General features: G+C 50.0%; 11 protein-coding genes and 1 pseudogene. 9 read left to right on the forward strand and 3 right to left on the reverse strand.

Features of this window, described 5'->3' with window-relative positions:
- The first annotated feature begins 32 nt into the window (after nt 1-32).
- From hcp to ACJHWK_RS07200, 6 genes are all read left to right on the forward strand, one after another.
- On the forward strand, nt 33-1685 hold the full coding sequence (gene hcp, locus ACJHWK_RS07175) for a hydroxylamine reductase (RefSeq protein ID WP_000458825.1): 1653 nt from the start codon (nt 33-35) through the stop codon (nt 1683-1685).
- Nucleotides 1686-1696: 11 nt separating this feature from the next.
- Nucleotides 1697-2665, forward strand: a complete 969-nt coding sequence (gene hcr / locus ACJHWK_RS07180; RefSeq protein ID WP_001522746.1) for an NADH oxidoreductase — start codon at nt 1697-1699, stop codon at nt 2663-2665.
- 132 nt (nt 2666-2797) lie between these two features.
- On the forward strand, nt 2798-4516 hold the full coding sequence (gene poxB, locus ACJHWK_RS07185) for a ubiquinone-dependent pyruvate dehydrogenase (protein WP_410234809.1): 1719 nt from the start codon (nt 2798-2800) through the stop codon (nt 4514-4516).
- A gap of 36 nt (nt 4517-4552) precedes the next feature.
- Nucleotides 4553-5554, forward strand: a complete 1002-nt coding sequence (ltaE, locus tag ACJHWK_RS07190; protein ID WP_001522745.1) for a low-specificity L-threonine aldolase — start codon at nt 4553-4555, stop codon at nt 5552-5554.
- Between the two features lie 10 nt (nt 5555-5564).
- A complete protein-coding gene (locus ACJHWK_RS07195) occupies nt 5565-6995 on the forward strand; it encodes an SDR family oxidoreductase (protein ID WP_001136538.1) in 1431 nt (476 codons plus the stop codon).
- Nucleotides 6996-7093: 98 nt separating this feature from the next.
- Nucleotides 7094-8107 (forward strand): NAD-dependent epimerase/dehydratase family protein, encoded by a 1014-nt coding sequence (locus tag ACJHWK_RS07200; RefSeq protein ID WP_001305933.1) that lies wholly within the window; start codon nt 7094-7096, stop codon nt 8105-8107.
- Here ACJHWK_RS07200 and amiD read toward each other — a convergent pair.
- The 3 genes and pseudogenes from amiD to ACJHWK_RS07215 all read right to left on the reverse strand — a co-directional run.
- Nucleotides 8104-8934 carry an N-acetylmuramoyl-L-alanine amidase AmiD gene (amiD, locus tag ACJHWK_RS07205; protein ID WP_001255153.1) on the reverse strand — a complete coding sequence of 277 codons (831 nt, stop codon included), beginning with the start codon at nt 8932-8934 and terminating at the stop codon, nt 8104-8106. The two genes, ACJHWK_RS07200 and amiD, sit on opposite strands and share 4 nt — an antisense overlap.
- A complete protein-coding gene (locus tag ACJHWK_RS07210; RefSeq protein WP_001160731.1) occupies nt 8931-9254 on the reverse strand; it encodes a heavy metal-binding domain-containing protein in 324 nt (107 codons plus the stop codon). The genes amiD and ACJHWK_RS07210 overlap by 4 nt, the downstream gene beginning before the upstream one ends.
- A gap of 774 nt (nt 9255-10028) precedes the next feature.
- Nucleotides 10029-11234 (reverse strand): annotated as a pseudogene (locus ACJHWK_RS07215) (pentapeptide repeat-containing protein); the annotation flags it as partial.
- 647 nt (nt 11235-11881) lie between these two features.
- Between ACJHWK_RS07215 and ACJHWK_RS07220 the strand changes: the two are divergent.
- The 3 genes from ACJHWK_RS07220 (at nt 11882) to artI (ending at nt 14092) form a co-directional block, all read left to right on the forward strand.
- Entirely contained in the window at nt 11882-12397 is a 516-nt protein-coding gene (locus tag ACJHWK_RS07220; RefSeq protein ID WP_001270660.1) for a lipoprotein, read from the forward strand.
- A gap of 217 nt (nt 12398-12614) precedes the next feature.
- Nucleotides 12615-13343: an arginine ABC transporter ATP-binding protein ArtP gene (gene artP / locus ACJHWK_RS07225; protein WP_000027208.1), complete on the forward strand. Its 729-nt coding sequence runs from the start codon at nt 12615-12617 to the stop codon at nt 13341-13343.
- Between the two features lie 17 nt (nt 13344-13360).
- Nucleotides 13361-14092, forward strand: coding sequence for an arginine ABC transporter substrate-binding protein ArtI (gene artI / locus ACJHWK_RS07230; RefSeq protein WP_000756575.1), 732 nt, complete (start codon nt 13361-13363; stop codon nt 14090-14092).
- Nucleotides 14093-14095: the final 3 nt, after the last annotated feature.

Consider the following 14095-nt stretch of genomic DNA (forward strand, 5'->3'; position numbering starts at 1 on the left):
GTATATTAAATATAACTTTAAAAGGTGTGATCATGTTTTGTGTGCAATGTGAACAAACTATCCGTACTCCGGCAGGAAACGGCTGCTCATACGCGCAGGGGATGTGTGGTAAAACGGCGGAAACCTCTGACCTTCAGGATTTACTCATCGCGGCGCTGCAAGGGCTTTCGGCCTGGGCGGTAAAAGCGCGTGAATACGGCATCATCAACCACGATGTAGACAGCTTTGCGCCACGCGCATTTTTCTCAACCCTGACCAACGTTAACTTCGATTCTCCGCGTATAGTCGGCTACGCTCGTGAAGCGATTGCCCTGCGCGAGGCGCTGAAAGCACAATGCCTGGCTGTAGATGCCAACGCCCGCGTCGATAACCCGATGGCTGACCTGCAACTGGTGAGCGATGATCTCGGCGAGCTGCAACGTCAGGCAGCAGAATTTACCCCTAACAAAGATAAAGCGGCGATTGGCGAAAACATTCTCGGCCTGCGCCTGCTGTGCCTGTATGGCCTGAAAGGTGCGGCGGCCTATATGGAACACGCACACGTTCTCGGTCAATACGACAATGATATTTACGCCCAGTACCATAAAATCATGGCGTGGCTGGGGACCTGGCCTGCCGATATGAACGCGCTTCTTGAGTGTTCAATGGAAATCGGCCAGATGAACTTCAAAGTGATGAGCATTCTGGATGCAGGCGAAACCAGTAAATACGGTCACCCGACGCCAACCCAGGTCAACGTCAAAGCGACGGCGGGTAAATGCATTCTGATTTCCGGTCACGATCTCAAAGATCTCTACAACCTGCTGGAACAGACCGAAGGCACGGGCGTTAATGTCTACACCCACGGCGAAATGCTGCCTGCGCATGGCTACCCGGAGCTGCGTAAATTCAAGCATCTGGTCGGTAACTACGGCAGCGGCTGGCAGAATCAGCAAGTGGAGTTCGCTCGTTTCCCTGGCCCCATCGTGATGACCTCGAACTGCATCATCGACCCAACCGTAGGCGCTTATGACGATCGTATCTGGACCCGCAGCATCGTTGGCTGGCCGGGTGTGCGTCATCTGGATGGCGAAGATTTCTCTGCGGTCATCGCCCAGGCGCAACAAATGGCGGGCTTCCCGTACAGCGAAATTCCGCACCTGATCACCGTGGGCTTTGGTCGTCAAACGCTGCTTGGCGCAGCGGATACGCTGATTGATCTGGTAAGCCGTGAAAAACTGCGTCATATCTTCCTGCTTGGCGGCTGTGACGGCGCACGCGGCGAGCGTCACTACTTCACCGATTTCGCCACCAGCGTGCCGGATGACTGTCTGATCCTGACTCTCGCCTGTGGTAAATATCGCTTTAACAAACTCGAGTTTGGCGATATCGAAGGTCTGCCGCGTCTGGTAGATGCAGGTCAATGTAACGATGCTTACTCAGCGATTATTCTGGCGGTAACGCTGGCAGAAAAACTGGGCTGCGGTGTCAACGATCTGCCGCTGTCGCTGGTGCTCTCGTGGTTTGAACAGAAAGCGATTGTCATTCTGCTGACACTGCTTTCTCTGGGTGTAAAAAATATCGTAACCGGCCCGACTGCACCTGGTTTCCTGACACCAGACCTGCTGGCGGTGCTGAACGAGAAATTCGGCCTGCGTTCTATCACCACTGTTGAAGAAGACATGAAGCAACTGTTGAGCGCGTAAGGAGTTTGTCGATGACGATGCCAACGAATCAATGCCCATGGCGGATGCAGGTTCATCACATTACGCAAGAAACGCCGGATGTGTGGACGATTTCCCTGATTTGCCACGATTACTACCCATATCGCGCCGGGCAATATGCACTGGTCAGCGTGCGTAACTCAGCGGAAACGCTGCGTGCTTACACCATTTCCTCCACGCCAGGCGTGAGTGAATATATCACCCTGACCGTGCGGCGGATTGATGACGGTGTCGGCTCCCAGTGGCTGACGCGCGATGTAAAACGCGGTGATTATCTCTGGCTTTCGGACGCGATGGGGGAATTTACCTGCGACGATAAAGCAGAAGATAAATTCCTGTTGCTGGCGGCAGGCTGCGGCGTCACGCCGATTATGTCGATGCGTCGCTGGCTGGCGAAGAACCGTCCGCAGGCCGATGTGCAGGTGATCTACAACGTGCGTTCGCCGCAGGATGTTATTTTCGCCGATGAGTGGCGCAACTATCCGGTGACGCTGGTGGCAGAAAATAACGTTACCGAAGGCTTTATCGCTGGTCGTCTCACTCGCGAACTGCTGACTCGCGTTCCTGACTTAGCTTCACGTACCGTGATGACCTGCGGCCCGGCTCCGTATATGGATTGGGTAGAGCAGGAAGTGAAAGCGCTCGGCGTGACGCGTTTCTTTAAAGAGAAATTCTTCACCCCAGTAGCGGAAGCGGCGACCAGCGGTCTGAAATTCACCAAACTGCAACCGGCACGAGAATTTTACGCCCCGGTTGGCACCACGCTACTGGAGGCGCTGGAAAGCAATAACGTTCCGGTTGTCGCCGCCTGCCGTGCAGGTGTTTGCGGCTGCTGTAAGACAAAAGTGGTTTCCGGTGAATATACGGTAAGCAGCACAATGACGCTGACCGACGCCGAAATCGCTGAAGGTTACGTACTGGCCTGCTCCTGCCATCCGCAGGGAGATTTGGTTCTCGCATAATCGCCTTATGCCCGATGATATTCCTTTCATCGGGCTATTTAACCGTTAGTGCCTCCTTTTTCTCCCATCCCTTCCCCCTCCGTCAGATGAACTAAACTTGTAACCGTTATCACATTCAGGAGATGGAGAACCATGAAACAAACGGTTGCAGCTTATATCGCCAAAACACTCGAATCGGCAGGCGTGAAACGCATCTGGGGAGTCACGGGCGACTCTCTGAACGGTCTTAGTGACAGTCTTAATCGCATGGGCACCATCGAGTGGATGTCCACCCGCCATGAAGAAGTGGCGGCCTTTGCCGCTGGCGCTGAAGCACAACTTTCAGGAGAACTGGCGGTCTGTGCCGGATCGTGCGGCCCCGGAAACCTGCACTTAATCAACGGCCTGTTTGATTGCCACCGCAATCACGTTCCGGTACTGGCGATTGCCGCTCATATTCCCTCCAGCGAAATTGGCAGCGGCTATTTCCAGGAAACCCACCCACAAGAGCTATTCCGCGAATGTAGTCACTATTGCGAGCTGGTTTCCAGCCCGGAGCAGATCCCACAAGTGCTGGCGATTGCCATGCGCAAAGCGGTGCTTAACCGTGGCGTTTCCGTTGTCGTGTTACCGGGCGACGTGGCGTTAAAACCTGCGCCAGAAGGGGCAACCTCGCACTGGTATCATGCGCCACAGCCAGTCGTGACGCCGGAAGAAGAAGAGTTACGCAAACTGGCGCAACTGCTGCGTTATTCCAGCAATATCGCCCTGATGTGTGGCAGCGGCTGCACGGGGGCGCATAAAGAGTTAGTTGAGTTTGCCGGGAAAATTAAAGCGCCTATTGTTCATGCCCTGCGCGGTAAAGAACATGTCGAATACGATAATCCGTATGATGTCGGAATGACGGGATTAATTGGCTTCTCGTCAGGTTTCCATACCATGATGAACGCCGACACGTTAGTGCTACTCGGTACTCAGTTCCCCTACCGCGCCTTCTACCCGACCGATGCCAAAATCATTCAGATTGATATCAACCCAGCCAGCATCGGCGCTCACAGCAAGGTGGATATGGCACTGGTCGGCGATATCAAGTCGACTCTGCGTGCATTGCTGCCATTGGTGGAAGAAAAAGCCGATCGCAAGTTTCTGGATAAAGCGCTGGAAGATTACCGCGACGCCCGCAAAGGGCTGGACGATTTAGCTAAACCGAGCGAGAAAGCCATTCACCCGCAATATCTGGCGCAGCAAATTAGTCATTTTGCCGCCGATGACGCCATCTTTACCTGTGACGTTGGTACGCCAACGGTGTGGGCGGCACGTTATCTGAAAATGAACGGCAAGCGTCGTCTGTTAGGTTCGTTTAACCACGGTTCGATGGCTAACGCCATGCCGCAGGCGTTGGGTGCGCAGGCAACCGAGCCGGAACGTCAGGTGGTCGCCATGTGCGGCGATGGCGGTTTTAGCATGTTGATGGGCGATTTCCTCTCAGTAGTGCAGATGAAACTGCCGGTGAAAATTATCGTCTTTAATAACAGCGTGCTGGGCTTTGTGGCGATGGAGATGAAAGCCGGAGGCTACCTGACAGACGGTACTGAGCTGCACGACACCAACTTTGCCCGCATTGCCGAAGCGTGCGGAATTACGGGTATTCGCGTGGAAAAAGCCTCTGAAGTCGATGAAGCCCTGCAACGCGCCTTTTCCATCGACGGTCCGGTGCTGGTGGATGTGGTGGTCGCCAAAGAAGAATTAGCCATTCCACCGCAGATCAAACTCGAACAGGCCAAAGGTTTCAGCCTGTATATGCTGCGCGCAATCATCAGCGGACGCGGCGATGAAGTGATCGAACTGGCGAAAACAAACTGGCTAAGGTAAAAAGGGTGGCATTTCCCGTCATAATAAGGACATGCCATGATTGATTTACGCAGTGATACCGTTACCCGACCGAGCCGCGCCATGCTCGAAGCGATGATGGCCGCCCCGGTTGGGGACGACGTTTACGGAGACGACCCTACCGTTAATGCTCTGCAGGACTATGCAGCAGAGCTTTCCGGTAAAGAAGCCGCCATTTTTCTGCCTACCGGCACTCAGGCCAACCTGGTCGCTCTGCTCAGTCACTGTGAACGCGGCGAAGAGTATATTGTCGGTCAGGCCGCGCATAACTATCTGTTTGAAGCCGGTGGCGCGGCGGTGCTGGGCAGTATTCAACCGCAACCCATCGACGCGGCTGCCGACGGCACGCTACCGCTGGATAAAGTGGCGATGAAAATCAAACCCGACGATATCCATTTCGCCCGCACCAAATTACTCAGTCTGGAAAACACCCACAACGGCAAAGTGCTGCCGCGGGAATACCTGAAAGAAGCATGGGAATTTACTCGCGAGCGCAATCTGGCGCTGCATGTTGACGGTGCGCGCATCTTTAATGCCATCGTGGCTTATGGCTGCGAACTAAAAGAGATCACGCAATATTGTGATTCGTTCACCATTTGTCTGTCGAAAGGTCTTGGTACGCCAGTCGGTTCGTTACTGGTCGGTAACCGTGACTACATTAAACGTGCAATTCGCTGGCGGAAAATGACAGGTGGCGGGATGCGCCAGTCCGGCATTCTGGCAGCCGCCGGGATGTATGCCCTGAAAAATAACGTCGCACGCTTGCAGGAAGATCATGACAATGCCGCCTGGATGGCGGAGCAGTTGCGTGAAGCAGGCGCGGATGTGATGCGTCAGGACACCAATATGCTGTTTGTTCGCGTCGGGGAAGAAAATGCTGCCGCGTTAGGCGAATACATGAAAGCGAGAAACGTGCTGATTAACGCCTCGCCGATTGTCCGCCTGGTGACGCATCTCGACGTCTCGCGCGAGCAACTGGCTGAAGTCGCCGCCCACTGGCGCGCATTCCTGGCGCGTTAAGGAGGGAGACGTGCCGCAACGCATTTTAGTTCTCGGTGCCAGTGGCTACATTGGTCAGCATCTGGTGCGAACACTCAGCCAGCAGGGGCATCAGATCCTGGCGGCGGCACGTCATGTCGACAGGCTTGCAAAGCTGCAACTGGCAAATGTCAGTTGCCATAAAGTCGATCTCAGCTGGCCGGATAACCTTCCGGCCCTGTTGCAGGATATCGATACGGTCTATTTTCTGGTGCACAGCATGGGCGAAGGCGGCGATTTTATCGCTCAGGAGCGCCAGGTGGCTCTCAACGTCCGCGATGCGCTACGTGAAGTCCCAGTTAAGCAATTAATCTTTCTCAGTTCGTTGCAGGCCCCGCCACATGAGCAATCGGACCATCTGCGTGCCCGTCAGGCTACGGCGGATATTCTTCGTGAAGCGGGTGTCCCGGTGACCGAATTGCGTGCCGGAATAATCGTTGGTGCAGGTTCAGCGGCGTTCGAAGTCATGCGCGATATGGTCTACAACCTGCCAGTCTTAACGCCGCCACGCTGGGTACGTTCACGCACCACGCCCATCGCGCTGGAAAACTTGCTGCACTATCTGGTGGCGCTGTTAGATCATCCGGCCAGCGAACATCGCATCTTCGAAGCCGCCGGACCAGAAGTGCTCAGTTATCAGCAACAGTTTGAACATTTTATGGCGGTGAGCGGTAAGCGCCGCTGGTTGATCCCCATCCCCTTTCCGACCCGCTGGATTTCGGTGTGGTTTCTCAATGTGATTACTTCCGTACCGCCCACCACCGCCAAAGCGTTGATTCAGGGGCTGAAACACGATCTGCTGGCGGATGACACCGCGTTACGTGCACTCATCCCACAACGGCTGATTGCTTTCGATGACGCGGTACGTCGCACCCTGAAAGAGGAAGAAAAGCTGGTCAACTCCAGCGACTGGGGATACGACGCTCAGGCCTTTGCCCGCTGGCGACCGGAGTACGGTTATTTCGCCAAACAGGCGGGGTTTACCGTTAAAACGTCCGCCAGCCTTGCGGCTTTATGGCAGGTGGTGAATCAAATCGGCGGTAAAGAGCGTTATTTCTTTGGCAATATTTTGTGGCAAACCCGGGCGTTGATGGACCGCGCGATCGGTCATAAGCTGGCGAAAGGCCGCCCGGAGCGTGAATATTTGCAGACCGGCGATGCGGTGGATAGCTGGAAAGTGATTGTCGTTGAACCGGAAAAACAACTTACGCTGTTATTTGGCATGAAAGCGCCGGGGCTGGGACGACTGTGTTTTACCCTGGAAGATAAAGGCGACTATCGTACTATCGATGTTCGCGCATTCTGGCATCCGCACGGTATGCCGGGGCTGTTTTACTGGTTATTGATGATCCCCGCGCATCTGTTTATTTTTCGCGGAATGGCAAAACGAATCGCCAGACTGGCAGAACAAAGCACAGATTAATCGACAAAACCTGCGTTATTCTTTCATGTTTCCCATTGCATCATGGGGGAAATCACGGAAGAATGCGCACGTCATTTTCTCAACAACAGTGGATTGATATGAAGGTACTGGTTACCGGCGCCACCAGCGGCTTAGGTCGAAACGCGGTAGAGTTTTTATGCCAGAAAGGCATCAGCGTGCGAGCGACCGGTCGCAACGAGGCAATGGGTAAATTGCTGGAAAAAATGGGCGCAGAGTTTGTTCCGGCGGATCTGACCGAGCTGGTCTCATCACAAGCTAAAGTGATGCTCGCGGGCATTGATACGCTGTGGCACTGCTCCAGCTTTACCTCGCCCTGGGGGACACAACAGGCTTTCGATCTGGCTAACGTTCGCGCCACTCGCCGCCTGGGTGAATGGGCTGTCGCCTGGGGTGTGCGTAACTTTATTCATATCTCTTCCCCCTCCCTGTACTTCGATTATCACCACCATCGCGATATTAAAGAAGATTTTCGCCCTCACCGCTTTGCCAACGAGTTTGCCCGCAGCAAAGCAGCCAGCGAAGAAGTGATCAATATGCTTTCGCAGGCGAATCCACAAACGCGCTTTACTATTCTGCGCCCACAAAGTCTGTTCGGACCGCACGATAAAGTCTTTATCCCCCGTCTGGCGCATATGATGCACCACTACGGCAGCATTCTGTTACCGCACGGCGGCAGTGCGCTGGTCGATATGACCTACTATGAAAATGCCGTGCACGCCATGTGGCTGGCAAGCCAGGAAGCCTGCGATAAGCTACCTTCCGGGCGTGTGTACAACATCACCAACGGCGAGCATCGCACACTGCGCAGCATCGTGCAGAAGCTGATCGACGAGTTGAATATTGACTGTCGTATTCGTTCCGTCCCCTACCCGATGCTGGATATGATCGCCCGCAGCATGGAGCGTTTAGGCCGCAAGTCAGCAAAAGAGCCGCCGCTGACCCACTACGGCGTCTCCAAGTTGAATTTTGACTTTACGCTGGATATTACGCGTGCGCAGGAAGAGTTAGGTTATCAACCAGTCCTCACCCTGGATGAAGGTATCGAGAAAACTGCCGCCTGGCTACGCGACCACGGAAAACTGCCGCGCTAATCCTGCCCGTATTTCTCCAGCAACGCTTCGGCAATCGCCTGAGTTTCTGCATCCGCTTCGCCGTTGTATAACGTCGGGCGGAAATGCATCTGGAACGCCATAATCACGCGCCGCTGCTCGCGCGGTGTCATATCAGGTTTAACGTCATAACCGTAGCGCGCCAAAAGCTCCAGCAATGATGCGGTATCTACCGGTGTGTGCGGCGCGCGCCCGGCAAGGTAAAAGTTCACCCGTTGCGCATCCGGCCAGGCACCAATCCCCTGCTGCGCCAGTTGTTGCCAGGGGAATAACGGCCCCGGATCGTCTTTGCGCTGCGGCGCAATATCCGCATGTGCCACTACGTTTTCCGGCTTGATGTGATAACGGGCAATAATATCTTTCGCCAGCGGAATAAGCGCCTGAATCTGTGCCTGTTCAAACGGGGCAAAATATTTCACTCCGGCTGATTTCTGCCAGCCACGGTTTTCCAGCTCAATGCCAATAGAGGTGTCGTTAAGGCGCGTTGCCCCGCGCCAGGCGCTAATCCCCGCATGCCAGGCCAGCTCCTGTTCCGGCACCAGTTGCCAGATGCGCGGTTTACCGTTGTATCGCGGTGGCACAGCAGGCACCAGATAATGCGAACTGACCTGCTTATCGGTCAGTGTCGCCAGCGAGCTATCAAAATCATCTGCGGTGTAGTGGATCACCAGCACTTTAATGCGCGGATACGCCGCCTGCGCCTGGCGTCGGGTATCAAGCTGATATCCCTCTTTCTCGACAATGCCTTTTTCGCCTGCACACCCTGCCAGTAACAGAGCGACAGCGATCAGCCAGAAGACTCTTCTCATCGACGCGTTTTCACCGCCGTACCGCTGACGCTAACCATCAGCATACTGCCGTTTTGCCCGACCGTTTCGTAGTCGATATCAATACCGACTACGGCATCGGCCCCCAGTGCCCGCGCCTGATCGCCGAGCTCCTCAAAGGCGATCTCCCGCGCTTTACGCAATTCTTTTTCATAAGCCCCGGAGCGTCCGCCAACGATATCGCGGATACCGGCAAAGAAATCACGGAAAATATTGGCACCTAAAATCGCTTCGCCGGTCACCACACCGCAATATTCGACGATGGTCTGGCCTTCCAGAGTTGGGGTTGTAGAAAATTGCATGATCGATCTCCTTGTTTGTTAAGCCTTCGATCTCTAAAGCATTATCGGACTGATATGCCATGTTGGGAAGAAGGTTTTGATCAGTTTAGGAAATCATCTCATTGTGTCAAAAACAGGTACATAAGCCTGTACAATTATCTGTTTCGTAACCGGATATTGGTTTTATTATGGAGCACCGCTTACCTGTCGTATTATGTAGTACCAGCAACATTAATGAGTGGGAAGAGTCAACTTATATTGTAAATGATTCCTAAAGTCTTCCCCATCTTGCGCCTGAGGTATATATCTTTGGATTGCTTTTTGGTCAGCCGCCGCAAAACAAGAAAGTAATAAGATCTCAATGCTTTTGTCATTAATATAAGCGAAGATCATTCTTGCAAATTCGTATATAAACGCCCGATCCTGAGCGCTTAATAGTTTAATACAATATTTATTTTTAAGAGAATAAAGTATTTCAAGGAAAGCATCCGCAGCAACCTTCACGTTATTACCGGCGATCATATTATATATATCTCTTGCACAGATAGAGTACAGAGATAGTAAACAGCCATACAAATAATCATTTATTAATTCTTTTGTCCATTTTACTGGCAACCATGGTTTTATCTTGACACCATGCATACTACAGTCATGAAAAAGACATTTACTGAAATTAACTCTTATCATATCAACATTGAAAAAATGGCAGTTAATAAATTTTAAAGAATGAGTATTCACATTGTTAATTTTAACAGTTCTAAACGAAACGTTTTTGAATACATTGTTTACTATATTGCTATTTGTTATTTTAACATCACCTAAACTGCCGTTTTCAAAACAACATTTTTTCAATATGCTTTCATTCACAACAGTGTGTGATAAATAGAGATTACTTATGTTTTGCTTTATTAATGCCACGTCATTAAAATGACTATATTTAATAAAGCAACCATCATTGAGTAGTGTTTTAAGATTAACTAAATTAGTTGCATCTTCACGTACCATCGTGGCAACTGGAACAGGCAACGACATGAAAACTTCTTCATTCACCATCAAGTGGATCATGCATTGCGTTCCCTTTGTCATATCCACACTTACGCTACAAATATCGTTGTAATGCGAAGAGTGCATTTCAGGAAACAAATTAAACACGGTATCTTGAAAGGCACTAAATCGTGTTAATAAATCCTGATAATGAACAGGTTTTGTTTCAAAATTATCATCAGCAAATCCAAGCACTATTGCATGCTCTACATCTAACGCAGTTTCAAATGACTCTTCTTCTGTAAAATCATTATTTAAAACCTCACCTGACGTATTATCACTGTCATAAAAAGTGCTCATCAATGCGATATTGTTTGTTACAGCGTCTTTTGCGATATTCTCACTAATTGCATATCGCCTGCTATAATCATAAAAATGAATAAACGCATCCTTTATAAAGGATATATATTGCTCTTTGTTAAAGTCAATACGACTGTATAATTTTTCAAAAATCACATTCGCAATCTTACTACCCATAGTATGCCTGTATAATAATGGGTGCGATTCAATCGTAAAATACTTGTCTAATTGATGTTGTAATTTATTCTCATAGTCCAGTGGGAAAAGAAATTTTTGTCTTTCAAGTTTCCCATTCGATATATTACGTATTCCAATGGTAATTCTTTCATTACCCACTTTTATTTCAACTTCGTTATCTTCTGATTTGCCAAGATATTTTTTAACATCAATCTCGAAAGCATTACTAAAAAATATATTAAATTGATAATTCGCTGATGGAATATTTTCCGCTAGCAACTCATCATTTTTTATGAGATCACTATCAGCATTTATTGCTAATATCAGATGCAAGTAGATGGTGTCCCATGTAGACAACTCACCCTTACGACTGGAATTTAATATCGCGAAAAATTCCCTCAGTGAATCGAGGAAATTATCACTTTGATTCAGTTGTGTGCCTGGAAATGATGATGCTTGATCAGATATATTGTTTATCATATTAAAAATCACCCAAGGGAAAAGATATTCCTCTGAACTCCTCGTGCTTTATTATTATAAAAGCACAACGCATTTATACTCATATTAATTAACGAAACACTGATACAGTTTGATTTATTCTTCGCTCAAACTCATTAGCTTAAATTCTTTACCCACAACTGTAGCATATATAATATTATCAAAAGTCAAAGCTGGGACTATCAAATTTCGCTCATTTTCAAAAATACAATGTAATTTTAGCAATCATCTTAATCGCAGGATCTCTTATTGCATGTGAAAAATTCTGTAATGATTAGACAATAACCGCGTTCATTTATCACGCGTTATAAATGTGAAACTGGCTTCTTGCAGATGCTCTTAACCTCTACAGGAGGATTTATCCCGCCATTTCAGAACTATCATATTTACCTTAAATGATCATTTCAGCCATATAACACGCTCAACCTCACAAATGGTTTACACTGTCTATTGTTTGGGTAATTTAAGTAAGTCAGCTACGAGCAACCTTGAGTGGGTAGCCAGCAATGGACTCAAACCCAATCAGGTGTTCAGATTGTTTCAGAATTGTATTAAAAACAATGTATTAAATAATCTGATAACGTTTGGTCGTAGTGTGACGCAGACAGCAAGCTAATAAGGAAATGATTATGCGCTACCGTTCACTATCTCTACTTATTCCATGTGCACTGCTGCTGAGTGCCTGTACCACCGTCACGCCAGCTTATAAAGATAACGGCCCCCGCACCGGTTCCTGTGTTCAGGGTGGCCCTGACAGCGTGGCTCAACAATTCTATGACTACCGCATTCAACATCGCAGCAATGACATTACCGCCCTGCGCCCCTATTTGAGTGACAAACTGGCAACCCTACTTAGCGATGCCAGCCGCAATAACAGTCATCGTGAATTGTTAAGCAGCGATCCGTTCTCCAGTCGAACCACCTTGCCAGACAGCGCCCACGTTGCCAGTGCATCGACTATCCCTAATCGTGATGCCCGTAACATTCCATTGCGCGTGGATCTCAAACAGGGTGACCAGGGCTGGCAGGATGAAGTGTTAATGATTCAGGAAGGCCAGTGTTGGGTCATCGACGATGTGCGCTACTTAGGCGGTAGCGTTCATGCCACAGCGGGTACGCTCCGTCAGTCCATCGAGAATCGCTAACGCCTTGATCAACCAATAAACCCCGTAAATTGTCCGGCATTTCGTGAGGAATGCCGACATTTATGCTCGCCGACCACCGCCCCCGTTATTTTGTGCTATGTTTATTGAATAATGCGCTTTGCTTTTAACTTTTAAAGCAGAAATATTGCATAATTATTCTGTCAAAGGTACTATCTTCGACCTCAATAGCTATCAGACTGCCAGTATACGAGTGTCAATGAGTATTCAATTAAACGGCATTAATTGCTTCTACGGCGCGCATCAGGCGCTGTTCGATATCACGCTGGATTGCCCACAGGGCGAAACGCTGGTGTTACTTGGCCCCAGCGGCGCGGGTAAAAGCTCGCTGCTGCGTGTACTCAATCTGCTTGAGATGCCGCGCTCCGGTACGCTCAACATTGCAGGCAACCATTTCGATTTCACCAAAACACCCTCTGACAAAGCGATTCGCGATTTGCGTCGTAACGTTGGCATGGTGTTTCAGCAATACAACCTGTGGCCGCATCTGACCGTGCAGCAAAACCTGATTGAAGCGCCCTGCCGTGTACTGGGGTTGAGCAAAGATCAGGCGCTGACCCGTGCAGAAAAACTGCTGGAACGTCTGCGTCTCAAACCTTATAGCGATCGTTACCCGCTGCATCTTTCTGGTGGTCAGCAGCAGCGTGTTGCTATTGCCCGTGCGTTGATGATGGAACCGCAGGTACTGCTGTTCGATGAACCGACCGCCGCACTGGACCCGGAAATTACGGCACAAATCGTCAGCATCATTCGTGAGTTGGCAGAAACGAATATTACCCAGGTGATCGTCACCCACGAAGTTGAAGTGGCGCGTAAAACCGCCAGCCGAGTAGTGTATATGGAAAACGGTCATATAGTAGAACAAGGCGACGCGAGCTGCTTTACCGAGCCGCAAACCGAAGCATTTAAAAACTATCTCTCTCACTAATATTCGGGATAACAACAATGAAAAAAGTTCTGATTGCCGCGTTAATTGCAGGTTTTAGTCTTTCCGCCACAGCTGCCGAAACTATTCGTTTTGCTACCGAAGCCTCCTATCCTCCGTTTGAATCGATTGATGCAAACAACCAGATCGTTGGTTTTGACGTCGACCTGGCACAGGCACTGTGTAAAGAGATTGATGCAACCTGTACTTTCTCTAACCAGGCGTTTGACAGTCTGATCCCAAGCCTGAAATTCCGTCGCGTAGAAGCAGTGATGGCGGGCATGGATATCACTCCGGAGCGTGAAAAGCAGGTGCTGTTTACCACGCCGTACTATGACAACTCTGCCCTGTTTGTGGGTCAGCAAGGCAAATACACCAGTGTTGATCAGCTGAAAGGCAAAAAAGTCGGCGTTCAGAACGGGACGACACACCAGAAGTTCATTATGGATAAGCACCCGGAAATCACCACCGTTCCGTATGACAGCTACCAGAACGCAAAACTGGATCTGCAAAACGGTCGTATCGACAGCGTATTCGGTGACACTGCAGTGGTCACCGAGTGGCTGAAAGACAACCCGAAACTGGCGGCAGTGGGCGATAAAGTGACCGATAAAGATTATTTCGGTACTGGCCTCGGCATCGCGGTACGTCAGGGCAACACTGAACTGCAGCAGAAACTCAACACTGCGCTGGAAAAAGTGAAGAAAGATGGCACTTACGAAACCATCTATAACAAATGGTTCCAGAAGTAATTC

It is taken from the genome of Escherichia sp. WS547, assembly GCF_046486065.1.
In the GTDB taxonomy this organism is placed as follows: Bacteria; Pseudomonadota; Gammaproteobacteria; order Enterobacterales; family Enterobacteriaceae; genus Escherichia; species Escherichia coli.